The sequence below is a fragment of the Amycolatopsis endophytica genome (assembly GCF_013410405.1).
GTDB classification, from domain to species: Bacteria; Actinomycetota; Actinomycetes; order Mycobacteriales; family Pseudonocardiaceae; genus Amycolatopsis_E; species Amycolatopsis_E endophytica.
This window is the reverse complement of the sequence record NZ_JACCFK010000002.1, coordinates 1751624-1778326: the sequence shown is the minus strand read 5'-3', so window position 1 is coordinate 1778326 and position 26703 is coordinate 1751624. Positions and strand designations below refer to the sequence as shown.

The following is a 26703-nucleotide window of genomic DNA, read 5'->3' as shown; positions in this document are numbered from 1 at the left end:
GCGGCGTGAAACCGCGTGCGGCGTGGGAAAATGCGCGGATGCGGCAGATCGGGAACGACGCCAACCTCGCCGGGAAGCTCCTCGACGAGCTCAAGACCGCCATCGTCAACGGTGAACTGGTCGCGGGCAGTCTCTACTCGGTGCACGACCTCGCCGAGCGTCTCGGCGTGTCCCGGACGCCGGTGCGCGAGGCGCTGATCCAGCTGGCCGAGCGTGGCATGGTGCGCTTCGAGCGCAACCGCGGGGTGCGGATCCTCCAGACGTCGCTGCACGATCTGGAGGAGGTCTTCGCGATCCGGCTGCTGCTGGAGGTTCCGGCGACCTACCGCGCGGTGACGCAACGGACCGCGGCGTGGGTCAGGGACCTGGATGCCCAGCTCAAGGCCATGCGCGTGGCGGCGGACAGGCACGATGAAGCCACCTTCATGGCCGCCGACCGGCGCTTCCACGAAGTGATCAACTCCGCCTCCGGCAACGTCCGGCTCGCCCGCTACATCGACTCGCTGCGTGACATGGTGCTGCTGCGGGGGAGCTCGACCGTCGACACGTCCCGCACGCTGGCCGACATCCTTGCCGAGCACGAGGAGATCTTCGCCCGCATCGAGGCGGGCGAGGCCGCGGCGGCTGCGGAATCGATGCGTGCCCACCTGCTGCACACCGGCCGCCTGCTGATCAGCCAGGAGGCCGCCGCCAGCGGAGACGCGCTCCCGCCGGTCTCCTTGGAGTGGACCGCGTACCCCGGCGTTGACTGAGTAGCATGCTACATGCCACCCTGTGCCTCGGCCGGATCACGAGGCGCAAGGAGGCGCAGATGACGGCACCGAGCAAAGTCCACCTGCTCAGAACCGGAACCATGGAATGCGACCAGACCTGGCTGCTGCTGAAGCCGGGCGCGACCATCACCGACCGTTCGGACACCCGCAAAGAGGCGGTGTGGACGACCTGTCCCACCCATGCGGTGCTCATCGAGCATCCGGACGGGCGCATCCTCTGGGACACCGGCGTCCCGCAGGACTGGGAGACCCGCTGGGCGCCCACCGGTCTGCAGGAGTTCTTCCCCGTCCAGGAGGGCACCAGCTACCTGCAGGACTCGCTCGCGAGCCTGGAGCTGACCCCGGACGACATCGACGTGCTCGTGCTGTCCCACCTGCACTTCGACCATGCCGCCAACGCGAAGCTGTTCGACAACGGCAAGACCCGGATCGTCGTCAACTCCGACGAGCACGACGGCGCGCTCGGCATCGACGGGCCGTTCAAGGGCGCGCACCTCAAGGTCGACTACGAGGGCATCGACTACGAACTCGTCTCCGGCGACGCCGAGATCGCGCCCGGCGTCAGCGTCATCGCGACACCCGGACACACCTGGGGGACCATGTCCCTGCGGGTGGACCTGCCCGGTGCGGGCACCAAGATCTTCACCTCCGACGCCGTCTACCTGGACGAGAGCTGGGGCCCGCCCGCCGTCGGCGCCGCGATCGTGTGGGACAGCGTGCGCTGGCTGGAGTCGGTGGAGAAACTGCGCCGCATCGCCGAGGAAACGAACGCCGAGGTCATCTTCGGCCACGATCCGGCGCAGGCCGCCACGCTTCCGTTCGCGCCCGACGGGCACTTCGGCTGAAAGGGGACTTCCGTGACCGAGTACCTGAACGAAACCGTCTTCACCTGGGGTGCGACCCCGCTCAAGTTCGGGCCCGGCGCCGTCGACGAGATCGGCTGGGATCTCGCCCAGATGGGCGCGCAGCGGGTCCTGATCGTCACCGACCCCGGCATCGCCTCCACGGGCGTGCCGCAGCGCGTCGCCGACGCCGCCAAGGCGGGCGGGCTGACCGTCGAGGTCTACGACCAGGTGCACGTCGAACCGACCGACGTCAGCATCCAGGCCGCGGTCGACTTCGCGAAGGAGTCGGAGTGGGACGGCTTCATCGCGGTCGGCGGCGGCTCCTCGATCGACACCGCCAAGGCCATCAACCTGATGACCACCTACCCGGCCGACCTCTACGACTACGTCAACAAGCCGATCGGCCAGGGCAAGGCGCCGGACGGGCCGCTCAAGCCGCTGGTCGCGGTGCCGACCACGGCGGGCACGGGGTCGGAGACGACGCCGGTGTGCATCATGGACTTCCTCGACCTCAAGGTGAAGGCCGGTATCAGCCACCCGCGGCTGCGGCCGTCGATGGCGGTCGTCGACCCGCTGCTCACGCTGAGCATGCCGCCCGAGGTGACCGCGGCCAGCGGCATGGACGTGCTGTGCCACGCGCTGGAGTCCTACACGGCCAAGCCGTTCGACTCCTTCGCCCGGCACCGTCCGGAGACCCGTGTCGCCTACTGCGGGTCGAACCCGATCTCCGACGCCTGGACCGAGCAGGCGCTGACCCTGCTGGCCCGTTCGTTCCGCAAGGCCGTGCTCAACGGCGGTGACCTGGCCGCGCGGTCGGACATGATGCTGGCCGCCACGTTCGCCGGGATGGGCTTCGGCAACGCGGGCGTGCACATCCCGCACGCCTGCGCGTACCCGATCGCCGGGCGCGTCAAGGACTACCGGCCGAAGAACTACCCGCAGGACGAGGCGCTGGTCCCGCACGGTGAATCGGTGTCGCTGACCGCGCCGGCGGCGTTCCGGTTCACCTTCCCGACCAACCCGGACAAGCACCTGCGGGCCGCGCGGATCCTCGACCCGCACGCGCCCGAGCAGCACGACCCCGTCGACCAGCTGCCGTTCGTGTTGTCCTCGTTGATGCGCGACATCGGCACCCCCAACGGGATCGGCGGTGTCGGCTACGACGAGAGCGACATCTCCGGACTGGTCGACGGGACGCTCAAGCAGGAGCGGCTGCTGGCGACGGCCCCGCGGCCGGTGCGGGGCGAGGACCTGTCGGCGATCTTCGCCGAATCGATCGAGAACTGGTGAGCCGATGCCGATCTACGACTACGCGTGTGACTGCGGGAACCGGTTCGAGGCGCTCGTGCCGTCGTCCGCCAGTCCGGCCCCGGACTGCGAGTGCGGTTCCGTGCCCCACCGGCTGCCACCCGCGGTGCGGCTGGGCGGGGTCGCTTCGGCCGGTCCCAGCCGGGACGACGCGCCGAAGAGCTGGCGCGGCACGGGTGACGGTGACCGGGAAACGGTGCGGCACTGGCACCGGCAGATGACCCGGCGCGAGAAACTGGAGCAGAAATACCCCGAGCTGGGCGGCGACCGCCGTCCGGTGCTCGCCCACGAGGGCCGGTTCGCCGCCGCGCCGCTGCGGGCCGGTGAACCGGTTTCATGACCGTGGCTACCGACGAGCGCGTGGCCCGGTTCCTCGGGGAACTGGGCCACGCGCTCACGGGTGAGGTGGAATCCGGCACGACGGCGCGCGCCACCTACAGCATGGACGCGTCGAACTACCGGCACGTGCCGGTGGCCGTCGTCTTCCCGTCCACTGTGGAGGACCTGGAGACGACGGTCCGGCTGTGCCGGGAGTACGGAATCCCGATCACCGCACGGGGTTCCGGCACCAGCATCGGCGGGCAGGCGCTCGGGCGGGGTGTCGTGGTCGACTACAGCAGGCACCTCGACCGGGTGCTGGAGATCGACCCGCAGGCGCGGACCGCGCGCGTGCAGCCCGGTGTGGTGCTGGACGCGCTGCGCGCGGCGGCCGCGCCACACGGCCTGACGTTCGGGCCGGACCCGTCGACGCACAGCCGCTGCACGATCGGCGGCATGGTCGGCAACGACGCGTGCGGATCCCATTCCGTGGCGTGGGGCCGGACCGCGGACAACGTGATCGCGCTGGACGTGCTGACCGCGGACGGTGCGCGGCTGGTGATCGGGCCGGAGCTGCCCGAGGACCCGCGGGTCGCGGCGTCGAAGCAGCTCGCGCTGGACAACCTGGCGTTGCTGCGCACGGCTTTCCCGACGATCCCGCGACGCGTGTCGGGGTACGCGCTGGAGCAGTTGCTGCCCGAGAACGGCACGAACCTGGTCCGCGCGCTCGTGGGCACCGAGGGCACCTGCGTGCTGCTGACCGAGATCACCGTGCGGCTGGTGCCCGCGCCCGCGGCCCGCGCGCTGGTCGTCGCGGGGTACGCCGACGACATCGCGGCCGCCGACGCCGTGCCCTCGGTGCTGCCGCTCAAGCCGCTGACCGTCGAGGGCATGGGGCGCGATCTGATCGACTCGCTGCTGACGCGGCGGTCCCATCCGGCGGTCGACCTGCTGCCCGAGGGGCGCGGCTGGCTGTTCGTCGAGGTCGGGGGAGCAGACGCCGCCGACGCGGCGGCGCGGGCCGCCGACGTCGCGGACGTGCTCACGCGAGAGACCGGCGCGGCGACCGTCGTCGAGACCCGTCCGGCCGATCAGCGCGTGCTGTGGTCGGTGCGGGAGGCCGCGGCCGGCATCGTGACCCGCATGGCGGACGGCTCCGAGGCGTGGCCGGGCTGGGAGGACTCCGCCGTCCCGCCCGCGAACCTTGGCGTGTACCTGCGTGACTTCCGCGCCCTGCTCGGGAAGTACGGTTTGACGGGTGTCCCGTATGGACACTTCGGCGAGGGTTGTGTGCACGTCCGGATCAACTTCGGGCTGACCAGCGAGGAAGGGCGGCGGCAGTTCCGCGCGTTCATGGAGGACGCGGCCGACCTGGTGGTGCGGCACGGCGGATCGCTGTCCGGCGAGCACGGCGACGGGCAGGCGCGTGCCGAGCTGTTGTCCCGCATGTACCCGCCGGAGATCCTCGCGTTGTTCGAGCGGTTCAAGGCGATCTGGGACCCCGGCGACCTGCTGAACCCGGGCAACCTCGTGCACCCGCGCGCGCTCGACGCGGACCTGCGGTTCGACGGGCCGGTGCGGTCGCTGCCACTCACCTTGAAGTACCCGCACGACGGCGGCAGCCTGGCGACGGCGACCCGGCGGTGCGTCGGCGTCGGGGCCTGCGTCGACAAGTCGTCCGGCGTGATGTGCCCGAGCTACATGGTCACCGGTCGCGAGGAGCACTCCACGCGCGGCCGGTCGCACCTGCTGTTCGAGATGATGCGTGGCGAGACGATCACCGACGGCTGGCGGTCTTCCGAAGTGCTGGAGGCGCTGGACCTGTGCCTGGCGTGCAAGGGATGCCTGTCGGACTGCCCGGTCAATGTGGACATGGCCTCGTACAAGGCGGAGTTCCTGCACCAGCACTACCGGGGACGGCTGCGCCCGGCGAGCCACTACACGCTCGGGTTCCTGCCGGTGCTGTCGCGGCTGGCTTCGGCGGCGCCGCGGCTGGCGAACCGCGTGCTGGGCGGGCGGCTGTCCGGGCTGGTGAAGAAGGCGGGTGGGATCACGCCGGAGCGGTCGCTGCCGCGGTTCGCGCCGCGGACGTTCCGGCGCGGGTTCCGCGGGCGGGAGCAGGGCCGTCCGCGGGTGGTGCTGTGGCCGGACACGTTCACGAACTTCCTGTCGCCCGAGGTCGGTCACGACGCGGTGCGGGTGCTGGAGCACGCCGGGTTCGACGTGGTGCTGCCGTCGTCGTCGGTGTGCTGCGGGCTGACCTGGATCTCGACCGGGCAGCTGGGCGTGGCGCGGAAGGTGCTGCGGCGGACGTTGCGGGTGCTGCGGCCGGAACTGGAAGCCGGGACTCCCGTGGTCGGCCTGGAGCCGAGCTGCCTCGCCGTCTTCCGGCACGACTCGCGGGAGCTGCTGGACGAGGCGGAGCTGCACGGCCTGCCCTCGCAGGCGTTCACGCTGGCCGAGTTCCTGGAACGCTACGCACCCGACGTGGAGTTCCCGCGGGTCGAGGCCACGGCCATCACGCAGCAGCACTGCCACCAGCACGCGGTGGTGGGCAACGCGGCCGAGGAGCGCCTGCTGCGCCGGGTGGGCGTGGCGAACCGGACGCTCGACTCGGGCTGCTGCGGGCTGGCCGGGAACTTCGGTGTCGAGAAGGGCCACTACGAGGTGTCGGTCGGCGCGGCCGCGCGGGTGCTGGTGCCCGAGGTGAACGCGGCTTCCCCGGACACGATGGTCCTCGCGGACGGGTTCAGCTGCCGCACCCAGATCGACGACCTCACCGGCCGCGAGGCGCTGCACCTCGCGCAGGTGCTGGCCCGCGCGCTGGACGACGGCGTTAGTCAGCGTTAACGTGGGGGCATGGTGAGTGTGCGTGAGCTGGGGCTTCCGCAGCGGGAGGCGTCCCGTGCGGAGCTGCCGGAGCGGGTCACGATCTGGGAGGTCGGGGCGCGTGACGGGTTGCAGAACGAACAGGCGATCGTCGGGCTGGACACGAAGCTGGAGTTCCTGGACCGGTTGGCGGCGGCCGGGCTCGGCACGCTCGAAGCGACGAGCTTCGTGCACCCGAAGTGGGTCCCGCAGCTCGCGGACGCCGACGACCTGCTGGCGAAGCTGGAGCGACGCGAGGGCGTGCGGTACCCGGTGCTGGTGCCGAACGAGCGGGGCCTGGACAGGGCGCTGGCGCTCGGGGTCGAGTCGATCGCCATCTTCGGCAGCGCCACGGAGACGTTCGCGCGCAAGAACCTGAACCGTTCGTTCGACGAGCAGTTCGCGATGTTCGAGCCGGTGGTGCGCCGGGCCCGGCACGAGGGCCTCCAGGTGCGCGGATACTTGTCGATGTGCTTCGGCGACCCTTGGGAGGGAGCCGTGCCTGTCGACCAGGTGGTCGCGGCGGGTCGGCGCCTGCTGGACATGGGATGCTTCCAGTTGTCCCTGGGAGACACGATCGGGGTGGCGACGCCCGGTCACGTCGAGGCGGTGCTCGCGGCGTTCCCGGAGGTCGACTCGCTGGCCGTGCATTTCCACGACACGTACGGACAGGCGCTGTCGAACACGCTGGCGGCGCTGAGGTGTGGGGTGACCACTGTGGACTCCTCGGCGGGCGGTCTCGGCGGATGCCCCTACGCGAAGGCGGCCACCGGGAACCTGGCGACCGAGGACCTGGTGTGGATGCTCGACGGTGTGGGTGTCGAGCACGGGGCGGACCTGGACTCGCTGGTCTCCACGAGCGTCTGGATGGCGGAGCGTCTGGGGCGGCCCAGCCCTTCACGCGTCGTGAAGGCCCTCACTGGTTCGTAGACCGCTACGCGGGATCCCGCGCTGCCCGGCTTGGGCGCCGGCTCGGCGCCCGGAGCGGCAAACACGGTGCCCGGAGCGGCAAACACGGTGCCCGGAGCGGCAAACACGGTGCCCGGAGCGGCAAACACGGTGCGTCCGCGCCGTGTTTGCCGCTCGCGCTGGCGTGTTGGCCCTTCCGGGCGGCGTGTTGGCCCCTCCGGGACGCTTTCATCCGCGCGCAGCGCAAACACCCGCGTAGCGGCTACGAAAGAGTCAGCACTGGCCGGTCGCGAAGAGCAGCCGGTGCGCGATGGACTTCCACAACGCGAGGTGCGGGTCGTTCGCCGGACGGCGGCGGCTCTCGAAGGCGTAGGGCAGCGCCGCGCCGCGCATGCTGGTGAACAGCACTTCGCCCAGCTCGGGGTAGTTCGGGTGCGCGACCACCGCCGGTCCCCAGATCCGCTCGCCGACCCGGCGGATCGCCTCCCGCAGCGCCCGCTCCTCCGGTCGCAGCGCCGCGGCCAGTGCCGGATTGGTCCGCGCCGCGGTCCACAATTCGACCGCCGCCCAGAACACCGGCTCGTGGAAGGTCGTCCACAGCAGCTCGATGCACCGGTCGACCCGCCGCGGCCCCTCCGGTTCGCCCGCGAGCTGCTCGGCGACCTGCTCCTCGATCTGCGTCAGCCGCGTCTTCGTCAGGTGCTGCGTCGCCGCGACCAGCAGCTCGTCGCGCGAGGGGAAGTGGTGCAGGAGGCGCCCGCGGGACACTCCGGCCTTGGCCTGGATGGCCAGCGTGGACGCGCCGGAGTAGCCCAGCTCGACCAGGCACGCCACGGCCGCGTCGAGGATCAACGTCCGCGTGCCTGCCGCGCGGTCCTGCCGGTTCCGGGTTTCGGTCACCACGGGGCTCACCATAACCCGTTAACAGTCGGTGTTGACTGTTACGCCGAATCCTTGCACTCTCGCAGGGGAGTCCACGGTTCGAGGAGGAGCCGCATGTACCCGGGTACCCACGCCGACGCCGATCCGGACAAGGCCGCGGTGATCATGGCGGGCTCCGGGGAGCGGCTGACCTACGGCGAGCTCGACGAGCGTTCCGCGCGCCTGGCCGACGCCCTGACCAGCGCCGGTCTCGGCCGCGGTGACACCGTCGCGGTGCTGAGCGACAACAACGCGCGCGCCTACGAAGTCTACTGGGCCGCGATGCGCTCAGGCCGCTACGTGGCCGCTGTCAACAGCCATCTCGCGCCCGCCGAGGTCGCCTACATCGTCACCGACAGCGGCGCGAAGGCCCTGGTCGTCTCGGCCGCACTCGGCCCGTTGGCGGCCGCGGTCGCCGCACTGCTCCCGGACGTGCCGGTCAAGCTCGTCTACGGCGGCGGGACCGGCGGCTACGCGGGCTACGACGAGTTCCTGGCCACCGGCTCATCCGAGCGTCCCGCCGACCAGCCCTCGGGCGCGGACATGCTGTACTCGTCCGGCACCACCGGCCGTCCCAAGGGCATCAAGGTCGACCTGCCCGACCGGCAGATCGACGAGCCGGGCGACGTGCTCACCCCGGTGCTGCGGCACCTGTACGGCTTCGGCCCGGACATGACCTACCTGTCCCCGGCGCCGGTCTACCACGCGGCGCCGCTGCGGTTCGGCGCGGTCGTGCACCGCCTGGGTGGCACGGTGGTGATGATGGAGCGCTTCGACGCGGAGGCCGCGCTGCGCGCCATCGAGACCTACCGCGTCACGCACAGCCAGTGGGTGCCGACGATGTTCGTGCGGATGCTCAAGCTGCCCGGCGACGTCCGTGCCCGCTACGACCTGACCGGCCATCGCGTCGCGGTGCACGCCGCCGCGCCGTGCCCGGTCGAGGTCAAACGCGCGATGATCGACTGGTGGGGCCCGGTCCTGTCCGAGTACTACGCCTCCACCGAGGGCGCCGGGATGACCTTCATCGACAGCGAGCAGTGGCTGGCCAAGCCCGGTTCGGTGGGCCGCGCGGTGGTCGGCGTCGCCAGGATCTGCGACGACGCGGGCGAACTGCTGCCTGCCGGTGAGGTCGGTACCGTCTACTTCGAACGCGACGAGGTCCCGTTCACCTACCACGGCGACGAGGTCAGGACGCGCGAGGCGCAGCACCCCGCGCACGAGACGTGGACGACCACGGGCGACGTCGGCTACCTCGACGAGGACGGCTTCCTCTACCTGACCGACCGCAAGGCATTCATGATCATCTCTGGCGGGGTGAACATCTACCCGCAGGAGATCGAGGACGTGCTCGCCCTGCACCCCGCGGTGTTCGACGTCGGCGTGATCGGCGTGCCGGACGACGAGATGGGCGAGGTTGTCAAGGCCGTCGTCCAGCCCGCGCCCGGCATCCCGCCCGGCCCGGCGCTCGAAGCCGAACTGCTGGCCTACGTCCGCGGGCGGATCGCGCGCTACAAGGCGCCCCGCAGCGTGGATTTCGCCGAAGAACTGCCCCGCACCCCAACCGGAAAACTGGTCAAGCGGCGGCTCAAGGAACGGTACGCGGCCCCCGCCGCAGCGACGCAGAAGGAGGAGCCGTGCGAGACGCGGTGATCGTGGAAGCGGTGCGGACGCCCGTCGGCAAACGTGACGGCGGCCTGTCCGGCGTGCACCCGGTGGACCTGTCGGCGCACGTGCTGCGCGGCCTCGCCGAACGGGCCGGGATCGACCCGGCCGAGATCGACGACGTCGTGTGGGGCTGCGTGAGCCAGGCGGGCGAGCAGACCGGCGACATCGGCCGCAACGCCGTGCTCGCGGCCGGCTGGCCGGAGAGCGTCACCGGCGTGACCGTCGACCGGCAGTGCGGCAGTAGTCAGCAGAGCGTGCACTTCGCGGCCGCCGGGTTGATCGCGGGTCACTATGACGTCGTGGTGGCCGGTGGCGTCGAGTCGATGAGCCGCGTGCCGATGGGCTTTTCCGCTCAGGGCACGAATCCGCTCGGCGAGCAGGTGCTGGCCCGCTACGGCGGCGTGCGGCCCAACCAGGGCATCGGCGCGGAGATGATCGTCGAGCGGTGGGGCTTCTCCCGTCAGCAGGTCGACGAGTTCTCGCTGGCCTCGCACGAAAAGGCCGCCGCGGCGCAGGATTCCGGCGCCTTCGACGATCAGCTCCTGCCGATCGGGGACGTGACCGCGGACGAGGGTGTGCGCCGCGGTGGCTCGCTGGAGAAGCTGGCCAAGCTCAAGCCCGCGTTCCGCGAGGACGGTGTCATCACGGCGGGCAACAGCTCGCAGATCAGCGACGGCGCGGCCGCGTTGCTGATGACGACCAGCGAGAAGGCCGCCCAGCTGAGCCTGCGGCCGATCGCGCGCGTGCACACCGCCGTGCTCGCTGGTGACGATCCGGTCATCATGCTCACCGCGCCCATCCCGGCGACTCACAAGGCGTTGACGCGCAGCGGCCTGGCGGTGTCGGACATCGGCGTGTTCGAGGTCAACGAGGCGTTCGCGCCGGTGCCGATGGCCTGGCTCGCCGAGACCGGTGCCGACGCCAAGACGCTCAACCCGCACGGCGGCGCGATCGCGCTCGGTCACCCGCTCGGCGGCAGCGGCGCGCGGATCATGACCACGCTCGTGCACCAGATGCGCGACGCCGGTATCCGCTACGGCCTGCAGACCATGTGCGAGGGCGGCGGGCAGGCCAACGCGACGATTCTGGAGTTGGTGTGATGAGCGAGTTCCGCGAGAAGGTGCGTGCCTGGCTCGCCGAGAACGTGCCGGGAGACGAGGACCTGGAGAGCGCCAAGCGGTTCCAGGCCGCCCTCTACGACGCCGGGCTGTCCGGCATCACCTGGCCGACGGAGTTCGGCGGGCAGGGGCTCACCGCCGCCGAACAGCAGATCTTTGACTCCGAGGTCGCCAACTACGACCTGCCGACCTCCGTGTTCCGCATCGGCATGGGCATGTGCGGGCCGACGATCGTCGACCTGGGCACGCCCGAGCAGAAGGCCCGCTACCTCCCGCCGTTGCTGCGCGGCGACGAGATCTGGTGCCAGCTGTTCTCCGAGCCCGGCGCCGGGTCCGACGTCGCGAGCCTGCAGACCCGCGCGGTCCGCGATGGCGACGAGTGGGTGATCAACGGTCAGAAGGTGTGGACGACCGTCGCGCACGTCGCCGACTTCGGCGCGCTGCTCGCCCGTACCGATGCGGACGTGCCCAAGCACCAGGGTCTGACGATGTTCCTCATCGACATGCGCGACCCCGCGGTGACGGTGCGGCCGTTGAAGGACATGACCGGCCGGGCGCCGTTCAACGAGGTGTACTTCGAGGACCTGCGCCTGCCCGCGGACGCCGTGCTCGGGCGGGTCGGTCAGGGCTGGCTGGCCGCGGTCACCATGCTCGGCCACGAGCGCGTGTCCATCGGCGGGTTCGTGCGCAAGCGCAACGATCCGCTGGCGCACGCCAACCTCGCCGAAACGGCCCGCCGGTTCGGGCGCGACGTTGATCCCGTCGTGCGGGCCGAGCTGGCGAAGTTGTACGCGGCGGAACGCGCACTGGTCCTGTTCAACACGCGGCTGCGGCAGGAGGCCGAGGCGGGCACCCCGCCGGGCGCGCGCGGCTCGGTCGCCAAGCTCGCCGGTGCGCAGCTGATGCAGCAGGCCGTCGCGGTCGCCGGGACGATCGGCGGACCGCGAGTGACCGCTTGGGACCCGGACGACGCGGCCGGGGACGAGCTGGCACTGGCGATCAACCAGGCACCGTCGTCGAGCATCGCCGGTGGCACCGACCAGATCCAGCGCACGATCATCGGGGACCGGATCCTCGGTCTGCCCCGCGAACCCGTCCTCGACCGTGACGTGCCCTTCCGCGAACTGCGGGTCGGCACGCAGCGGCCCGCCTGAAAGGAGAGGGATCGTGCAGCTGGTGCTCGACTCCGAACAGCAGCAACTACGGTCGACGGTGCGGAAACTGCTCGCCGACCACAATCACCTCCGGTCCGTCGTGGACGGTGACGAGACCTACGACCGCGTGCTGTGGAAGCACCTGGCCGGGCTGGGCCTGACCGGGCTCGTCGTGCCGGAGGAGCACGGCGGCGCGGGCGCGGGACACGTCGAACGGTGCGTGGTCCTGGAGGAACTGGGCCGCGCGCTGGCGCCGGTACCGTTCTTCGCCTCCGCCGTGCTCGCGGCGGACGCCCTGATGGCGCTGGGGGACACCGAAGTCCTGCCCGCGCTGGCCTCCGGCGAGAAGATCGGCGCGCTGGTCGTCTCACAAACCTGGGGGCCTTCGGCGGTCACGGCCACCGAACGTGACGGCGGCTGGGTCCTGGACGGGCAGGCGTCGTTCGTGATTTCCGGTGACGTCGCCGACGTCTTCGTGGTGTACACCTCCGATGGGTGGTTCGTCGCGGAGGAAGCGCAGCGGAAGACACTGACCACTTTGGACCCGACGCGGGGGCAGGCGAAGCTGGAGTTCGCGGCGGCACCGGCCCGTCGGCTCGACGCGGCGGATCCGGCGGCGGTGCTGGAGAAGGTGCGTGACCTCGCCTCCGTGGCGCTGGCCGCGGAGCAGGCGGGCGGCATCGCGAAGGTGCTGGAGACGACCGTCGAGTACGCCAAGGTCCGGGTGCAGTTCGGCCGCGCGATCGGCTCCTATCAGGCGGTCAAGCACGCGTGCGCGGACCTCTACAGCACGAGCGAGCGCGTGGAATCCCTGCTGCGGCACGCCGCGTGGGTGGCCGACAACGCGCCGGAGGAACTGCCGCTGGCCGCGGCGGCCATCCAGGTGTTCACCGCTCCCGCCTGCTTCGAGGCGGCCCGGTCCGGGCTGCAGCTGCACGGCGGCATCGGCTACACCTGGGAGCACGACGCGCACCTGTACTACAAGCGGGCCAAGAGCAGCGAGCTGCTGTTCGGCGGCCAGGACGAGCAGCTGGCCCGGCTCGCCGGGTGTCTGGCGGAAGGTTCGTGACCGAGCAGGATCCGGTGCTGCTGAGCCGCGCGGGCGCGGTGGCGACCGTGACGATCAACCGGCCGCACCGCAAGAACGCGATCGACCTCGCGACCTGGGACGGGTTGCTCGACGCGTTCCGCGAGGTGGAGCGGGCCGACGACGTGCGGGTCGTCGTCGTCACCGGCGCCGGCGGGGAGTTCAGCGCGGGCGCCGATCTGAGTGCGGACGGCGGGGAGCATCCGTTGACCCGGATGCACCGGTTGAACGACGTCGCGCTGGCGTTGAACGAAATCGCCAAGCCGACGATCGCGAAGGTCGACGGCGTCGCGGTCGGCGCGGGCTGGAACCTCGCGCTCGGCTGCGACCTCGTCGTGGCGACCGAGCGGGCGCGGTTCAGCCAGATCTTCGCCAGGCGCGGCCTGTCGCTGGATTTCGGCGGGTCGTGGCTGCTGCCGCGGCTGGTCGGGATGCAGCAGGCGAAACGGCTCGCGCTGCGGGCGGAGATGATCGGCGCGGACGAGGCCCGCGAGCTCGGGCTGGTCACCTGGGTGCGGCCCGCCGACGAGCTGGATTCCTTTGTGGACTCGCTGGCGGCGGAACTCGCCGGGCTGCCGCCGGTCGCGCTGTCGTTGAGCAAGAAGCTGCTCGAAGAGGGTTCGACCCGGACGTTGCGCGAGGCCCTGGAGGGGGAGGCGCGGGCACAGACGGTCAACTTCGCGACCGAGGACGCCCCGGCGGCGTTCGAAGCGTTCCTGCGGAAAACCGAAGTGAAGTACACGGGACGATGGGCGGTACGGTGAGTTACGGTGAGATCACTTACGAGGTCTCCGATGGCATCGCGACGATCACGCTGAACCGGCCGTCGCGGCTGAACGCGTTCACGCTGGAGATGGCGCACGAGCTGGTCGCGGCGTTCGACGAGGTGGATGCCGACGACGCGGTGCGCGTGGTGGTGGTGACCGGCGCGGGCCGCGGGTTCTGCGCGGGTGCGGACCTGGAACGCGGCGCGGGCACGTTCGACAAGAACGCGATCGGTGACGTCAAGGGGTTCGGTGAGATCGACGGCGTGCCGCGCGACGCCGGTGGTTCGGTGGCGCTGCGGATCGCCGCGTGCAAGAAGGTCGTGATCGGGGCGTTCAACGGGCCCGCGGTGGGTGTCGGCGTGACGATGTCGCTGCCGATGGACATCCGGATCGCCAGTGAGAGCGCCAGGTTCGGGTTCGTGTTCGCCCGGCGCGGGATCCTGCTGGAGGCCGCGTCGTCCTGGTTCCTGCCGCGGGTGGTCGGGATCTCGCAGGCGATGGAGTGGGTCGCGACCGGGCGCGTGTTCGATGCGGCGGAGGCGCGCGCGGGCGGGCTGGTGTCGCGGGTGGTGCGGCCGGACGAGCTGATCCCGACGGCGCTGTCGATCGCGCGCGAGATCGTGGACAACACGTCGGCGGTGTCGGTCGCGGTGTCGCGGCAGTTGCTGTGGGGCATGCTCGGCTCGTCCACGCCGTGGGACGCGCACCGGGCGGACTCGGCGGCGCTGCTCCAGCTCGGCGCGGGCAAGGACGCGATGGAGGGTGTGATGGCCTTCCTGGAGAAACGCTCGCCGAGCTTCCCCGGCCGCGTCACCACGGACTACCCTGCCGGCATCCCCCCATTTCCCGGCTCCCCGTGACCCCGCCTCGCGAGTTCCGCGTTCGGCGCTGCCGCCCGGCGGTCGAGGCGGCGAGCTTCCTCGACGGCCTCGCTGCGCACGGAGTCACGTGGGAGGTCCGCTGCCCCGCGTGAGCTGGTCCAGCTGGGTCTGGAGCTCGTCGAGGCGGGCGTGCAGCAGCGCCACCTCCGCCGAGAGCAGGGGCACCATCTCGGGACCGGCCGCCTGCGCGCCCGTGGTGAAGGCGACCGCGCGGTCGTCCCGGTGCACCGGCACCCCGGCCAGGCGGCCGAAATGCTCCAGCGTCAACGGCGGCCGGTTGCCGGCGCAGGTCGAGCACACCGGCAGCAGCTTGCGCCAGCCCACCACGCCGGTGCCGGTCGCGACGAACACCTGCGCGGGCCACCCGCACGCGCACAACCCGGCGTGCACGGCCCGCACCGTCTGCCGCGAGTACCGCAGCCCCCGCTCGTAGCGGAAGTAGCGCCCGGCGGCGTCCACCTCCAGCAGCACGCTCTGCTGGTACTGCGGATCGCAGGCGAGCGCACGCGCGTCGGTGAGCTCGTGGAAGCAGTAGAAGCCGCAGTCGCACAGCCGCGACGGGCTCTGGTGGCGGCTGCTCTGCGCGCACTTCGCCTCGGCCTCGACGCGGTAGGCGTAAGTGCGGCCGAGTGACACCCCGGTGAACCCGGCATCGGTGCCCTCGGCGGAGAGCATCGGGTAGGCGAGTTTGTAGCCGTGCAGCGGGACGTCGCGCCGTTCCTGGGGCATGCGGCGCAACGACAGCCTGCCCGCCATGGCTCAGCGGTCGGCGGCGACGGGTTCGGGACGCGCGGGTTGCGGGGTTTCGACGGTCTCGGGGCGCTCCTCGACCGGTGCGATCTCTTCGGCCCCGGATTCTTCGACGACGCCCACGGCAAGCTTCCGGCCCAGTCTCATCGCAGCCTCCTCGCGGATCACAGTGCGTATTTCCAGCGTGACCCGTGAACGCGGCGATGTCCAGAGCTATTCGAAACGCGCGGTGTCCCCGGCACCCTTCCGGACGATCTCCGGCTCGTCACCGGAGAAGTCGATCACCGTGGTGGGTTCGGTGCCGCAGTCGCCCGAGTCGACCACGGCGTCGACGACGTGGTCCAGCTCGTCCTTGATCTCCCAGCCCTGCGTGAGCGGCTCGTCGTGGTCGGGCAGCAGCAGCGTGCTCGACACCAGCGGCTCACCCAGCTCGTCGAGCAGCGCCTGCACGACGACGTGGTCCGGGATGCGCACGCCGACGGTTTTCTTTTTCGGGTGCAGCAGCCGCCGCGGCACCTCCTTGGTGGCCGGGAGGATGAACGTGTAGCTGCCCGGGGTGGCGGCCTTGATCGCGCGGAAGACGGTGTTGTCGATGTGCACGAACTGGCCGAGCTGGGCGAAGTCGCGGCAGACGAGCGTGAAGTGGTGCCGGTCGTCGAGGTGACGGATCGAGCGGATGCGGTCCAGGCCGTCCCGGTTGCCGAGCTGGCAGCCCAGCGCGTAAGCGGAGTCGGTCGGGTAGACGATCAGGCCGTCCTGCCGCAGGAGGCCGACGATCTGCCCGATCGAGCGACGCTGGGGATTGTCCGGATGCACGTCGAAGTACTTCGCCATTCTCCGAGCTTAGGACTTCCGCCGACACCCGTGACCGACTCCGCCACGAACCGGGATCAGTTGCTCGTGAACGACCACAGATTGTTGTAGGATGCGAGAGCAGCGCTCTGCTTCACACCACCCTGGACTGTCTTCTTGGCGCTCTCACCCCAGTTCCACGTGCACTTCGCCCAGGTTCCGCTGCCGTGCGGGTTACGGCAGATCCGGTACTCGACACCGCTGGTGGCCACGATGGTTCCGAGTGCCGAGCGTCCGTCGGCCGACCCGTCCTTCACGTAGACGACGTCACCGTCGTAGAGCACGCACACCTGGGTGGATCCCACCGACGAACCGGCTGTTTCACAGCGGTTGTAAGGACTCGGGACGGAGACCTTCGCACCGTTCTTGCAGGCGACGTGCGAATAGGAGCAGGACGACAGGAACCCGGGTTCGGCGGCGGCGCTCGGAGCGGCGGTCAGCGTGATTGTCGCCGCGGCGAGCGTGGTCGTGACGATCAGGGCCGGCCGTTTGCGCAGCCAGGTCCGCGCTGTGTTTCTCACGTGGAACTCCTTGTTCTGGTGCGATGAGGATCGCCGAATTCTGGCCGCGCGGGCTCTCCGTTCGCTGACCGCGCTCGACCGAGATGTGCCTGGTGATGGCAGTGGATGCGGTGCGGGTGCGGGAGGGTGGGTACACCACAGCCTGGGTGTTCTCCTCGTTGCGCCGAGGGGTTGCCGGTGAGAACGGGAGAACGCCAAGCCGGTGCTGATCAGCAACCGGGGCGTGCTGCGGATGGGGTGGGCGGCCGCCGAGACGTCGGCGGCGGGGGCGTGCTGCCGTTGTCCGCCTTGGACCGGCTCCATGTGGACGCACGCTTCGTGCGCGGTTGGGTCACCGCCCTCGCGCGAGCGGGCGGTACCCGCGGCGGCGATCGCGTTCGCGGTGGAGCAGCCGCCGGAGGTCGGCGTGAACGAGATCGTGGTGCGTCCCGCGGCGTAGGTTCTGTGTTGAAGTGGCGGAACCGTTGGAGCATTTGGCGCTGCGCGTGGCTGAGGACGCCGGGCTTCGCTTCGCTACGCCCCTGCGCTGGCGGTTGGCGTTGCTTGCGGCGCGAATGGTCAACTCGCGGTCTGGAACGTGGGACTCGCGCCGCGACGCGAGTCACCGAAGCAGCGACGCCAGCCGCTGGGCCGCGTCGACCACTGTGCGGCCCAGTGCTTCCTCGTCGGGGGCGGAGAACAGTGACAGGCCGATGCTGATCTCGCGGCCCGGCACCATGGCCGACACCCCGATGACCGACGGCGCGATTTCCCCGTAGGACACGGCGAAACCCCGCTTGCGGGCCAGTGACACCTCTTCCCGCTCGCCGTCCACCGCAGGCCCCGAAGCGAGCAGCGCCAGGCCCGCCGAACCACGGTCGATCGGGTCGACCTGGCCCGGCTGGAAGCTCACGTGCATCCGCGCTTGCCGTGGTTCCACGATCATCAGCATCCGGACCTCTTCGGCGTTCTCACGCACCACGAGGTGCGCCGTCGCCTGCGTCAGGTCCGTCAGTTCCTCCAGCACGGGGCGCGCGAGCGTCCGCAGGTCCTGCTCCACCGGCTCGGCCAGGCGCACCAGTCCGGTGCCCAGCGAGATCCGCTTGAACCGGTCCCGGCGGCACAACCGGTGCGCCTCCAGCGTCCGCACGAGCCGGTGCGCGACCGTCCGGTGCACGCCGACCCCGTCGGCGATCTCCGTCAACGTCATCCCCTGCGGGTGCGCGACGAGCAACTCCAGGATCTGCAGGCCGTTGTGCAGCGTTTTCGACATCCCCGAGTCGACTTCGGACACGCGGGCACCCCCTTGACGACCAGCCGGACCGCGACCTACTGTTTCCGTAGTTCGCACGCTGCGTGCGATAATAGCACGCCGAGCCGGTTGTGCAAGCCCCGCAGGAGGTCATCGTGGACGTGGAGACGCTCGCGCTCGTACACCAGCTGTACGGCGCGCAGAGCCACTACATCGACGAGGGCCACGCTGCCGAATGGGCCGCCACCTTCGCCCCGGACGGTGAGTTCCACTCGCCCAGCTACCCCGCCCCGGTGACCGGCACCGCCGCGCTCACCGAGTTCGCCGAAGTTTTCGCGAAACAGCCGGGCGTCACGCGCCATGTGCTGACCAACCTCCACGTGATGCCCTCGGGGGACGAGCTGACCGTGCACGCCTACCTGCAGATCGTGCGCACCCTGCCGGACAGCCCGTCCGAACTGCTGCGCCAGACCACGATCACCGACCGCCTGGTCCGGTACGCGGGCAGCTGGCGCATCCAGCGGCGAGAGGTGCGCCGCGACGACACACACAGCAAGGAGAACAACGAATGAGCGACACACGCGCCCAGCACGAGCCGATGACGGCCGTCTACCCGGAACTCGCGGGCAAGGTCGCGGTCGTCACCGGCGCGGCCCGCGGGATGGGCGCGCGCTTCACCGCGGCACTGGCCGCGCGCGGCGTGCACGTCGTCGGCGCCGACATCAACGAAGAGCAGATGCTCGCCACCGCGACCGAGATCAATACCGAACTCGCGCAGACCGCCAAGCCCGGCCAGGTCGTCGGCACCCGCATCGACGTCACCAAGCCGGAAGACCACGAAACCGTGGCGCAGCTGGCGCTGGAGCGGTTCGGGCGCCTCGACTTCTGGGTCAACAACGCCGGCATCTTCCCGTTCGCGCTCGCCGGTGAGATCACGCCGGAGCAGATCGACTCGACGTTGAAGGTCAACGTCGAAGGCGTGCTCTACGGCGCGCAAACGGCCGCGCGGCACATGGAACCGGGCAGCGCGATCGTGAACATGTCGTCGGTGTCGGCGGTCCGCGTGCGCCGGGGCCGCGGCGCCTACTGCACGTCGAAGGCCGCCGTCGCGCACCTCACCGAAAGCCTCGCCGTCGAGTTCGGCGATCAGGGCATCCGGGTCAACTCGATCGCCCCCGGCTACATCGACACCGAAATGACCCGCTGGGTCAAGGAGGACCCGGCCGCGCTGCGGCACGCGCTCGACGTCGTGCCGCTGCACCGGCTCGGCTCGCCGGAGGAGGTCGTCGGCCCACTGCTGTTCCTGCTCTCCGACAGCGCGCGGTACGTGACCGGGCACAGCATCGCCGTCGACGGCGGGTCGCGGCATGTCTGAGTACCCGGACACGGTGCTCATCACGGGCGCCGCCGCGGGCATGGGCGCCAGCCACGCCAGGGCGCTCGCGCAGCATGGCACGCACGTGTGCCTGGCCGACATCGCCGACGCGACCCCGGTGGCCGAGGAAATCCGGCACCAAGGCGGTTCGGCGTCCGCGCACGAGCTGGACGTCACTGACCCGGCCGCGTGGTCGCGGGTCGTCGAGGAGATCCGGGGGACCCGCGGTCGTCTCACCGGCCTCGTCAACAACGCCGGCATCTCCCGGCGCCTGGAATTCCTCGACACCACCGACGAGGTCTGGGAGCAGGTCCTGCGCATCAACCTGTTCGGCCCGTTCTACGGCATGAAGGCCGCGGCCGGGCTGATGCGGGACTCCGGTGGCGGCTCGATCGTCAACATCTCCTCGATCTCCGGCCAGATCGGCTACTTCTCGCCCGCGTACTCCTCCAGCAAGTGGGGCCTGACCGGACTGTCCAAATCGGCCGCGGGCACCTTCGCGAAATGGGGGATCCGGGTCAACTCCGTCCATCCCGGACTTGTCGAGACCGCGCTGCTGGCGGGTGCCGACACGTTCGTCACCTCGGCCGTCGCGAGCATTCCGGCCGGGCGCATGGCGAAGCCGGCGGAGATCACCGAGGCGGTGTTGTTCCTGCTCTCGCGGCGCTCCAGCTACATGACCGGCAGTGAGGTCACCGTGGACGGCGGTCTGGTGTCCAACGGCCTCTACCACCGCATCATCGCCGAGACCGGAGGGGACCTCGCATGAGTGACGACTGGGACGTCGTGGTCGTCGGTGGCGGTGGCGCCGGGCTCGCCGCGGCCGTGACCGCGGCCGAGCAGGGCGCTTCGGTGCTGCTGTTCGAGTCGGAGAAGGAGCTGGGCGGCTCCACGCAGCTGTCCGCGGGCATGTTCACCGCCGCCGGCACGAGCGTGCAGGCCGCGCTGGGCGTCGAGGACTCCGCGGAGCGTTTCTTCCAGCACTACATGGACCTCAACTCCTGGCAGCTCAACCCGGGGCTGATCGAGGCGTTCTGCCGCCACTCGGGCCCCACGCTGGAATGGCTGATCGGCCTCGGCGTGGAGATCCCGGCGAAGGTGTCGGGCAACGCGCACACCCCGGGTCTGTGCCAGGCCGGGGTCGAGGACGTCTGGCGCGGGCACGTACCCAAGGACCAGGGCTACGGCGTGGTCCAGGTGCTCGCCAAGGCGGCTCGCGCGAGGAACGTCGAGGTCGTGCTCAACACCCGGGCCGAGCGACTGATCGACAAGGACGGCCGGGTCGCGGGTGTCGTCGCCGACGGCATCGAGGTGACCGCGGGCGCGGTGGTGGTCGCCAGCGGCGGGTTCGCGCAGGACCCGGACCTGCTGGCCCGCTACTACCCGGCGGCGTTGCGGGCGGGGGAGGACCTGTTCGTCGTCGCCGCCGACGGCAGCCGCGGCGACCACCTGCGCTTCGGCGCGCAGGTCGGCGCGGGCGTCACCGGCGACGGCTGGGGGCTGCTGCTGCCGACCGCCTACTTCCAGCGTCTGCACCACTGGCAGTCGGGTTTCCCGCCGAAATCGCGGATCTACGTCAACGGCGACGGCCGCCGGTTCATGGACGAGGACGCCTCCTACGCGGTGTCCAGCGGCATCATCGAGCAGCAGGGCGGCACGGTGTGGGCGATCTTCGACGAACGGGCCCGCGCGAGCCTGCCCGCCGGGTACGCGCACTGGGACGCCGACCACGTGCTGGCCGAAGCGGAAGCCGGGCGCACGCTGCGCGCGGGGAGTCTCGAAGAACTGGCAGGCAAGGCCGGGATCCCGGCCGACGCGCTGGCCGCGACGGTGCGCCGCTGGAACGGGCAGCTGCCGCACGGCCACGACCCCGAGTTCCTGCGTCACCGCACGCTCGCCAACAAGGGCACGACCGGCAACCCGGACCCGATCGGCGAACCCCCGTTCTACGCCGCGCGCCTGCTGCCCGCGGAGCTGGTGTGCACGCACGCCGGACTGGAGATCGACGCGCGCGCGGCCGTGCGTGACGAACGCGGCGAGGTCATCGACGGCCTGTTCGCCGCGGGTGAGGCCGGAGCCGGGGTGCTCGGCCAGCGGTACGTGGGTGGCGGAAACGCCGTCGCCAACGCCCTGACGATGGGCCGCCTGGCGGGCCGCAGCGCGGTCTGAGACTTCTGTGGACTCAATGAGGAGAGACATGAGCGCACCACTCGCTGCCGGTGACATCGGCAGCCGCACGATTCGCAAGGTCAGCCGCAGAGTCCTGCCGCTGGTCGCGCTGCTGTACGTGTTCAACTACATGGACCGGTCGAACATCAGCTACGCCCAGCTGGGCATGCAGAACGAGCTGCTGATCACGGCGGCCGTGTTCGGCACCGCGTCGGCGATCTTCTTCCTTGCCTACGTCGTGTTCGAGATTCCCAGCAACATGATCATGAAAAAGGTGGGTGCGCGAATCTGGCTCGCCCGCATCGCGATCAGCTGGGGGATCGTCACCGCGATCACCGGGTTCGTGCAGAACATCCCGCAGCTCTACATCGCGCGGATCGTGCTCGGCATCGCCGAGGCGGGCCTCTACCCCGGCCTGCTGCTGTACCTGACGCTGTGGTTCCGCCCGAAGGAACGCGGTCGCGCCATCGCCACGCTCGCGCTGGCCCAGCCGGTCGCGATGATCCTCGGCAGCCTCACCGGCGGCCTGATCCTCGACCACATCCACTGGTTCGGCCTGTCCGGCTGGCGCTGGGTGTTCATCCTGCAGGGCCTGCCCGCCGTGCTGGTCGGCCTGGTCGTGCTGGCCTGGCTGCCGAACAAGCCCGCTCAGGCGAGCTTCCTCTCCGCCGAGGAGAAGGACTGGCTGGACACCGAGATCAACAAGGACTACGCGCCGGAGCAGAAGGAGACCTTCCTGGGTCAGCTGCGGGTCATGAAGGACCGCAAGGTGCTGTACCTGGCCTTCGCGAACCTGTTCGCCGCGTGCGGTCTGTACGGGTTCACCTTCTTCGTGCCGCAGATCGTCAAGCAGATGGACCCGGGCTACTCGGCGACCAACATCGGGTTCCTCGGCGTGATCCCGTGGATCGTCGGCGCCGTCGGGATGCTGGTCGTGGCGCGCAACTCCGACCGCACCGGCGAGCGCCGCGGGCACGTGGTGGCGATGATGCTGCTGGCCGCGGTCGGGCTGTTCGGCACCATCCAGTTCCGGCACACCCCGGTCGCCGCGCTGATCTGCCTGTCGCTGGTCGCGATCGGCGTGCTCGGCTACCTCGCGCCGTACTGGGCGCTGGCCGCGCGGGTGCTGTCGAAGGAACACACCGCGGTCGGGCTGGCGGCGATCAACTCGATCGCGGCACTGGGCGGGTTCTTCGGGCCCTACGTGATCGGCAAGAACGCCACCGCCGACGACGTGTCGGTGGGCCTGTACTTCCCGATCGGCTGCCTCGTCATCTGCGCGGTGATGCTGTGCTTCCTCAAGGTGACGAAGGAACGGCGTGGCGTGGAACGCACGCATCAGGTAGTTTAGGCATTAACTACTTGTTCGGACGTCAGGGGTGCGGTCATGGCGGATGGCGAGCTCGACTTCTGGTCCTTCGTCGAGCTCGCCAACCGCAGGCTCGCCGACGAGTTCGGCTTCCGGCACCAGCTCGCCACCGAGGTGCTGCTGACGCTCAACCGCGCGTCCAACATCGTCACCTACGACCTGGAGTCCAGCGTCCACCGGCCGCGCGGCCGGTCCTGGTCCGGGTTCCGGCTGCTGTTCGTCACCTGGCTGGCCGGCCCGCTGGAGGCCAAGAAGGCCGCCGAGCTGACCGGCATGAGCCGGGCCGCGGTGTCGAACCTGGCCAAGACGCTGGTCGCCGACGGTCTGCTGGAGCGCACGCCCGGTGAGCACGACGGCCGTTCGGTGCTGCTGTCGCTGACCGAGGGCGGCCAGGCCGAGATGGTCGAGGTGTTCCGCGACCAGAACGAGCGCGAGTACGAGTGGACCAACGTGCTCACCGAGGCCGAGCAGCGTGTGCTGGTCATGTTGCTGGACAAGCTGATCACCCACCGCGACCAGTTCGACGTGCGGGGCCGCAACTGATCCTTGCGCTCCGGCAAAGTAGTACATACATTAACTACATAGGACCGGCAAGGAGGCGAGGTCATGGCGTACTACCGGCAGGTCGGCGCGGTTCCCCCCAAGCGGCACACCCAGCACCGCACACCCGAGGGTGGCCTGTACTACGAGGAGCTGATGGGGGAGGAGGGTTTCTCCGCCGACTCCTCGCTGCTCTACCACCGCAACATCCCGTCGGCGATCGTCGGCTCGTCGGTCTGGGAGCTTCCGGACCTGACCACCGAGGCGAACCATCCGCTCAAGCCGCGGCACCTCAAGCTGCATGACCTGTTCGGGGGCGAGGAGTGGAAGTCCCGCGACATCGTCACCGGACGGCGGCTCGTGCTCGGCAACGGCGACGTGCGCATCTCCTACGTCGCGGCAGGCGAGGTCTCGCCGCTCTACCGCAACTCGATCGGCGACGAGTGCGTCTACATCGAGTCCGGTGAGGGCGTCGTCGAGACGGTGTTCGGCGCGTTGTCGTTCAAGCAGGGCGACTACGTGATGCTGCCGCGCGCCACCACGCACCGCTGGCTGCCCGACGGCCAGGTGCGTGCGTACGCCATCGAGGCGAACTCGCACATCACGCCACCCAAGCGGTACCTGTCGAAGTACGGTCAGCTGCTGGAGCACGCGCCCTACTGCGAGCGCGATCTGCACGGGCCGTCCGAACCGCTGCTGGCCGAGGGCACCGACGTCGAGGTGCTGATCAAGCACCGCGGCAGCAGCGGACTTGTCGGCACGCGGTTCGTGTACCCGCAGCACCCGTTCGACGTCGTCGGCTGGGACGGCTGCCTGTACCCGTACACGTTCAACGTCAGCGACTTCGAGCCGATCACCGGGCGCGTGCACCAGCCGCCGCCCGTGCACCAGGTGTTCGAGGGCGACAACTTCGTCATCTGCAACTTCGTGCCCCGCAAGGTGGACTACCACCCGCTGTCCATCCCGGTGCCGTACTACCACTCCAACGTGGACTCCGACGAGGTCATGTTCTACTGCGGCGGCGACTACGAGGCCCGCAAGGGCTCCGGCATCGGGCAGGGCTCGATCTCGCTGCACCCCGGCGGGCATTCGCACGGCCCCCAGCCCGGCGCCTACGAACGCAGCATCGGCGTCGAGTACTTCGACGAGCTGGCCGTCATGGTCGACACGTTCCGCCCGCTCGAACTGGGCGAGGGGGGTCGCGCGGCCGAGGACCCGAACTACGCGTGGACCTGGGCCGGGCGGGGGCCGCAGTGAGCCTGTTCCGTGGATTCCTCGACGACGCGGCGGTGTTTCCGCCGGGCCTCAAGCCCCTGGACCAGGCGGTGCCCGACCATGCGAAGCACCTCGCGTCGGGCTACGGCGAGCTGGTCGGCCCGCTGATCCTGGCCGCACCCGCGCTCGCCGAACTGGGCGCGGTCGTCTCGGATCCGCTGGATCTGGCGGTGACCGCGCCCGGCGGCCCGGCCCAGCTGCCGGACGCTCTGGGCCGGGCCGCCGACCTCCCGGTGCGGCTCGTGGGGTTCGAGGTCGCGGTGCCCGCGGAGTCTTCGGTGCCGGAATTCTTCCGCGCGCTGGAGGTCGCCGGTGACGTACCGGTGTTCGTGGAGATCCCGCGCGACGACCGGCGCGCCGAGGTGATCGCGACCTGCGCGAAGACCGGGCACCAGGCCAAGTTCCGCACCGGCGGGGTGCAGGCTTCGCTCTACCCGGACGAGGCGGAGCTGGCCGCCGCGGTGCTCGCCGTCGTGCGTGCCGGTGTTCCGTTCAAGGCGACCGCGGGCCTGCACCACGCCCTGCGCAACACCGACCCCTCGACGGGGTTCGAACAGCACGGGTTCCTGAACCTGCTGCTGGCGACGGCCGCCGCGCGGTGTGAGGCTTCCGAAAGCGAGCTGGTGGCGTTGCTCGCGGAGCGCGACGGCGCGCGGGTGGCGGAGCTGGTGTCCGAAGTGGACCCGGGTGCGCGCGGGGTGTTCCGCTCGTTCGGGACCTGCAGCATCGACGAACCGGTGGCCGAGCTGGCGGACCTGGGACTGGTCCCGGCCTCGGCGCTGGAAGGAGGAGTGACGGCGTGACCAGGATCGACATCCCCGAAGGCTCGTTGTTCGGGGTGGCCAACCTGCCCTACGGCGTGTTCTCCACGCCCGGCACAGCGCCACGCGTCGGCGTCCGTGCCGGGGATTCCGTGGTGGACCTGGCCGTGGCGCTCGGCGACGACGTGTTCGCCCGCCCGTCGCTGAACGCGTTCATGGCGCAGGGCCACGACCGCTGGGTTGCGGTGCGTCAGCGGATCACCGAGCTGGTCACCGGCGACGTGCCCGATGCGGCGGTCTTCCCGGTGTCCGAAGTGGAGCTGCACCTGCCGGTCGAGGTCGCGGACTACGTGGACTTCTACTGCTCCGAGCACCACGCGTCCAACCTGGGCCGGTTGTTCCGGCCGGACGCCGAACCCCTGATGCCGAACTGGAAGCACCTGCCGGTGGGCTATCACGGGCGGGCCGGGACGGTCGTCGTCTCGGGCACGGACATCGTGCGGCCGTGCGGACAGCGCAAGGCGCCGGACGAGGCCGCGCCGTCGTTCGGCGAATCCCGGCGGCTGGACATCGAGGCCGAACTGGGCTTCATCGTCGGCGTCCCGTCGACACTGGGTTCGCCGGTGTCCACGCAGGACTTCCCGAAGCACGTGTTCGGTGCCGTGCTGGTCAACGACTGGTCCGCGCGCGACATCCAGGCCTGGGAGTACGTGCCGCTGGGCCCGAACCTGGGCAAGAGCTTCGCGACGTCGATCTCGCCGTGGGTCGTGCCGCTGCTCGCGCTGGACGCCGCCCGCGTGCCGACCCCAGCGCAGGACCCGGAGCCGTTGCCCTACCTGCGGGAGTCCGCGGACTGGGGCCTGGACATCGACCTGTCGGTGGTGTGGAACGGGCAGGAGGTCACGCGCCCGCCCTACCGCGAGATGTACTGGTCGCCCGCGCAGATGCTGGCGCACCTGACGGTCAACGGCGCCTCGTCCAGGACCGGTGACCTGTTCGCGTCGGGGACGATCTCCGGTCCGGAGAGGGACCAGCGCGGCGCGTTCATCGAACTGACCTGGGGCGGCAAGGAGCCGGTGACGGTCAACGGCGAGGACCGCTCGTTCCTCCTCGACGGCGACGAGGTCACCATCTCGGCCACCGCGCCGGGCACAGCGGGCCGCATCGGCTTCGGCGAGGTGCGGGGGAGGATCCTTCCGGCCCGACAATGACGAGACCTGCCCCGGCGTGCGGTCATGCCGGGCCG

Annotated in this window: 28 protein-coding genes; 22 read left to right on the top strand and 6 right to left on the bottom strand. The window is 70.5% G+C overall.

The window, feature by feature from the left end:
• The first annotated feature begins 38 nt into the window (after window positions 1-38).
• The 6 genes from HNR02_RS33760 to HNR02_RS33735 are packed head-to-tail and all read left to right on the top strand — an operon-like array spanning window position 39 to window position 7042.
• Complete coding sequence (locus HNR02_RS33760) at window positions 39-752, top strand: GntR family transcriptional regulator (protein ID WP_179777644.1); 714 nt, start codon at window positions 39-41, stop codon at window positions 750-752.
• A 59-nt stretch (window positions 753-811) separates the two neighbouring features.
• The gene (locus HNR02_RS33755; protein ID WP_179777643.1) at window positions 812-1618 is read left to right on the top strand and encodes an N-acyl homoserine lactonase family protein; all 807 of its coding nucleotides are present in this window, start codon (window positions 812-814) and stop codon (window positions 1616-1618) included.
• 12 nt (window positions 1619-1630) lie between these two features.
• Window positions 1631-2908, top strand: coding sequence for a hydroxyacid-oxoacid transhydrogenase (locus HNR02_RS33750; RefSeq protein ID WP_179777642.1), 1278 nt, complete (start codon window positions 1631-1633; stop codon window positions 2906-2908).
• A 4-nt stretch (window positions 2909-2912) separates the two neighbouring features.
• Window positions 2913-3266: an FmdB family zinc ribbon protein gene (locus HNR02_RS33745; protein WP_179777641.1), complete on the top strand. Its 354-nt coding sequence runs from the start codon at window positions 2913-2915 to the stop codon at window positions 3264-3266.
• The gene (locus tag HNR02_RS33740; RefSeq protein ID WP_179777640.1) at window positions 3263-6094 is read left to right on the top strand and encodes an FAD-binding and (Fe-S)-binding domain-containing protein; all 2832 of its coding nucleotides are present in this window, start codon (window positions 3263-3265) and stop codon (window positions 6092-6094) included. The genes HNR02_RS33745 and HNR02_RS33740 overlap by 4 nt, the downstream gene beginning before the upstream one ends.
• 12 nt (window positions 6095-6106) lie before the next feature.
• Window positions 6107-7042, top strand: a complete 936-nt coding sequence (locus HNR02_RS33735; RefSeq protein ID WP_179778009.1) for a hydroxymethylglutaryl-CoA lyase — start codon at window positions 6107-6109, stop codon at window positions 7040-7042.
• A 252-nt stretch (window positions 7043-7294) separates the two neighbouring features.
• On the opposite strand, the gene HNR02_RS33730 is transcribed toward HNR02_RS33735, so the two are convergent.
• The gene (locus HNR02_RS33730; protein ID WP_312861278.1) at window positions 7295-7924 is read right to left on the bottom strand and encodes a TetR/AcrR family transcriptional regulator; all 630 of its coding nucleotides are present in this window, start codon (window positions 7922-7924) and stop codon (window positions 7295-7297) included.
• Between the two features lie 93 nt (window positions 7925-8017).
• Between HNR02_RS33730 and HNR02_RS33725 the strand changes: the two genes are divergently transcribed.
• The 6 genes from HNR02_RS33725 to HNR02_RS33700 are packed head-to-tail and all read left to right on the top strand — an operon-like array spanning window position 8018 to window position 14593.
• Entirely contained in the window at window positions 8018-9592 is a 1575-nt protein-coding gene (locus HNR02_RS33725; protein ID WP_179777638.1) for an acyl-CoA synthetase, read from the top strand.
• On the top strand, window positions 9577-10707 hold the full coding sequence (locus HNR02_RS33720; RefSeq protein ID WP_179777637.1) for a thiolase family protein: 1131 nt from the start codon (window positions 9577-9579) through the stop codon (window positions 10705-10707). Before HNR02_RS33725 ends, HNR02_RS33720 begins: the two co-directional genes overlap by 16 nt.
• The gene (locus HNR02_RS33715; protein WP_179777636.1) at window positions 10707-11879 is read left to right on the top strand and encodes an acyl-CoA dehydrogenase family protein; all 1173 of its coding nucleotides are present in this window, start codon (window positions 10707-10709) and stop codon (window positions 11877-11879) included. Before HNR02_RS33720 ends, HNR02_RS33715 begins: the two co-directional genes overlap by 1 nt.
• A gap of 13 nt (window positions 11880-11892) precedes the next feature.
• Window positions 11893-12948: an acyl-CoA dehydrogenase family protein gene (locus HNR02_RS36360; RefSeq protein ID WP_179777635.1), complete on the top strand. Its 1056-nt coding sequence runs from the start codon at window positions 11893-11895 to the stop codon at window positions 12946-12948.
• Window positions 12945-13730 (top strand): enoyl-CoA hydratase/isomerase family protein, encoded by a 786-nt coding sequence (locus tag HNR02_RS33705; RefSeq protein WP_179777634.1) that lies wholly within the window; start codon window positions 12945-12947, stop codon window positions 13728-13730. The genes HNR02_RS36360 and HNR02_RS33705 overlap by 4 nt, the downstream gene beginning before the upstream one ends.
• The gene (locus tag HNR02_RS33700; RefSeq protein ID WP_179777633.1) at window positions 13715-14593 is read left to right on the top strand and encodes an enoyl-CoA hydratase-related protein; all 879 of its coding nucleotides are present in this window, start codon (window positions 13715-13717) and stop codon (window positions 14591-14593) included. The genes HNR02_RS33705 and HNR02_RS33700 overlap by 16 nt, the downstream gene beginning before the upstream one ends.
• Window positions 14594-14677: 84 nt before the next feature.
• Here HNR02_RS33700 and HNR02_RS33695 read toward each other — a convergent pair whose 3' ends face one another.
• From HNR02_RS33695 to HNR02_RS33680, 4 genes are all read right to left on the bottom strand, one after another.
• Entirely contained in the window at window positions 14678-15370 is a 693-nt protein-coding gene (locus HNR02_RS33695; RefSeq protein ID WP_179777632.1) for a hypothetical protein, read from the bottom strand.
• A gap of 3 nt (window positions 15371-15373) precedes the next feature.
• Window positions 15374-15511 (bottom strand): hypothetical protein, encoded by a 138-nt coding sequence (locus tag HNR02_RS33690; RefSeq protein WP_179776127.1) that lies wholly within the window; start codon window positions 15509-15511, stop codon window positions 15374-15376.
• Between the two features lie 66 nt (window positions 15512-15577).
• A complete protein-coding gene (locus HNR02_RS33685; RefSeq protein WP_179777631.1) occupies window positions 15578-16198 on the bottom strand; it encodes an L-threonylcarbamoyladenylate synthase in 621 nt (206 codons plus the stop codon).
• Between the two features lie 56 nt (window positions 16199-16254).
• On the bottom strand, window positions 16255-16737 hold the full coding sequence (locus HNR02_RS33680) for a hypothetical protein (RefSeq protein ID WP_179777630.1): 483 nt from the start codon (window positions 16735-16737) through the stop codon (window positions 16255-16257).
• Window positions 16738-16939: 202 nt separating this feature from the next.
• Here HNR02_RS33680 and HNR02_RS35930 point away from each other — a divergent pair, with 202 nt between their 5' ends.
• On the top strand, window positions 16940-17176 hold the full coding sequence (locus HNR02_RS35930; RefSeq protein ID WP_246339341.1) for a hypothetical protein: 237 nt from the start codon (window positions 16940-16942) through the stop codon (window positions 17174-17176).
• A gap of 162 nt (window positions 17177-17338) precedes the next feature.
• Here the strand turns inward: HNR02_RS35930 and HNR02_RS33670 are convergent, their stop codons facing one another.
• Window positions 17339-18010, bottom strand: a complete 672-nt coding sequence (locus tag HNR02_RS33670) for an IclR family transcriptional regulator (protein WP_312861277.1) — start codon at window positions 18008-18010, stop codon at window positions 17339-17341.
• A 113-nt stretch (window positions 18011-18123) separates the two neighbouring features.
• Between HNR02_RS33670 and HNR02_RS33665 the strand changes: the two genes are divergently transcribed.
• The 9 genes from HNR02_RS33665 to fahA all read left to right on the top strand — a co-directional run bounded on the left by HNR02_RS33665 (window position 18124) and on the right by fahA (window position 26668).
• The gene (locus HNR02_RS33665) at window positions 18124-18540 is read left to right on the top strand and encodes a nuclear transport factor 2 family protein (RefSeq protein ID WP_179777629.1); all 417 of its coding nucleotides are present in this window, start codon (window positions 18124-18126) and stop codon (window positions 18538-18540) included.
• A complete protein-coding gene (locus tag HNR02_RS33660) occupies window positions 18537-19343 on the top strand; it encodes an SDR family NAD(P)-dependent oxidoreductase (RefSeq protein ID WP_218914365.1) in 807 nt (268 codons plus the stop codon). Before HNR02_RS33665 ends, HNR02_RS33660 begins: the two co-directional genes overlap by 4 nt.
• Window positions 19336-20112: an SDR family NAD(P)-dependent oxidoreductase gene (locus HNR02_RS33655; protein WP_179777628.1), complete on the top strand. Its 777-nt coding sequence runs from the start codon at window positions 19336-19338 to the stop codon at window positions 20110-20112. The genes HNR02_RS33660 and HNR02_RS33655 overlap by 8 nt, the downstream gene beginning before the upstream one ends.
• Window positions 20109-21512, top strand: coding sequence for an FAD-dependent oxidoreductase (locus HNR02_RS33650; RefSeq protein ID WP_179777627.1), 1404 nt, complete (start codon window positions 20109-20111; stop codon window positions 21510-21512). The genes HNR02_RS33655 and HNR02_RS33650 overlap by 4 nt, the downstream gene beginning before the upstream one ends.
• 28 nt (window positions 21513-21540) lie before the next feature.
• Window positions 21541-22863 (top strand): MFS transporter, encoded by a 1323-nt coding sequence (locus HNR02_RS33645; RefSeq protein WP_179777626.1) that lies wholly within the window; start codon window positions 21541-21543, stop codon window positions 22861-22863.
• A gap of 36 nt (window positions 22864-22899) precedes the next feature.
• Window positions 22900-23424 (top strand): MarR family winged helix-turn-helix transcriptional regulator, encoded by a 525-nt coding sequence (locus HNR02_RS33640; protein WP_179777625.1) that lies wholly within the window; start codon window positions 22900-22902, stop codon window positions 23422-23424.
• Window positions 23425-23487: 63 nt separating this feature from the next.
• Window positions 23488-24678 carry a homogentisate 1,2-dioxygenase gene (locus HNR02_RS33635; RefSeq protein ID WP_179777624.1) on the top strand — a complete coding sequence of 397 codons (1191 nt, stop codon included), beginning with the start codon at window positions 23488-23490 and terminating at the stop codon, window positions 24676-24678.
• Complete coding sequence (locus HNR02_RS33630) at window positions 24648-25499, top strand: hypothetical protein (protein WP_179777623.1); 852 nt, start codon at window positions 24648-24650, stop codon at window positions 25497-25499. The genes HNR02_RS33635 and HNR02_RS33630 overlap by 31 nt, the downstream gene beginning before the upstream one ends.
• Window positions 25496-26668: a fumarylacetoacetase gene (gene fahA / locus HNR02_RS33625; RefSeq protein ID WP_179777622.1), complete on the top strand. Its 1173-nt coding sequence runs from the start codon at window positions 25496-25498 to the stop codon at window positions 26666-26668. The genes HNR02_RS33630 and fahA overlap by 4 nt, the downstream gene beginning before the upstream one ends.
• Window positions 26669-26703 lie beyond the last annotated feature (35 nt).

Bases quoted from the DNA above. Each gene is read 5' to 3' on its own strand.
- HNR02_RS33760 (WP_179777644.1), top strand. From the start codon at position 39: ATGCGGCAGATCGGGAACGACGCCAACCTCGCCGGGAAGCTCCTCGAC.
- HNR02_RS33755 (WP_179777643.1), top strand. From the start codon at position 812: ATGACGGCACCGAGCAAAGTCCACCTGCTCAGAACCGGAACCATGGAA.
- HNR02_RS33745 (WP_179777641.1), top strand. From the start codon at position 2,913: ATGCCGATCTACGACTACGCGTGTGACTGCGGGAACCGGTTCGAGGCG.
- HNR02_RS33740 (WP_179777640.1), top strand. From the start codon at position 3,263: ATGACCGTGGCTACCGACGAGCGCGTGGCCCGGTTCCTCGGGGAACTG.
- HNR02_RS33725 (WP_179777638.1), top strand. From the start codon at position 8,018: ATGTACCCGGGTACCCACGCCGACGCCGATCCGGACAAGGCCGCGGTG.
- HNR02_RS33715 (WP_179777636.1), top strand. From the start codon at position 10,707: ATGAGCGAGTTCCGCGAGAAGGTGCGTGCCTGGCTCGCCGAGAACGTG.
- HNR02_RS33700 (WP_179777633.1), top strand. From the start codon at position 13,715: ATGGGCGGTACGGTGAGTTACGGTGAGATCACTTACGAGGTCTCCGAT.
- HNR02_RS33695 (WP_179777632.1), bottom strand. From the start codon at position 15,370: ATGGCGGGCAGGCTGTCGTTGCGCCGCATGCCCCAGGAACGGCGCGAC.
- HNR02_RS33690 (WP_179776127.1), bottom strand. From the start codon at position 15,511: ATGAGACTGGGCCGGAAGCTTGCCGTGGGCGTCGTCGAAGAATCCGGG.
- HNR02_RS33685 (WP_179777631.1), bottom strand. From the start codon at position 16,198: ATGGCGAAGTACTTCGACGTGCATCCGGACAATCCCCAGCGTCGCTCG.
- HNR02_RS33660 (WP_218914365.1), top strand. From the start codon at position 18,537: ATGAGCGACACACGCGCCCAGCACGAGCCGATGACGGCCGTCTACCCG.
- HNR02_RS33655 (WP_179777628.1), top strand. From the start codon at position 19,336: ATGTCTGAGTACCCGGACACGGTGCTCATCACGGGCGCCGCCGCGGGC.
- HNR02_RS33650 (WP_179777627.1), top strand. From the start codon at position 20,109: ATGAGTGACGACTGGGACGTCGTGGTCGTCGGTGGCGGTGGCGCCGGG.
- HNR02_RS33645 (WP_179777626.1), top strand. From the start codon at position 21,541: ATGAGCGCACCACTCGCTGCCGGTGACATCGGCAGCCGCACGATTCGC.
- HNR02_RS33640 (WP_179777625.1), top strand. From the start codon at position 22,900: ATGGCGGATGGCGAGCTCGACTTCTGGTCCTTCGTCGAGCTCGCCAAC.
- HNR02_RS33635 (WP_179777624.1), top strand. From the start codon at position 23,488: ATGGCGTACTACCGGCAGGTCGGCGCGGTTCCCCCCAAGCGGCACACC.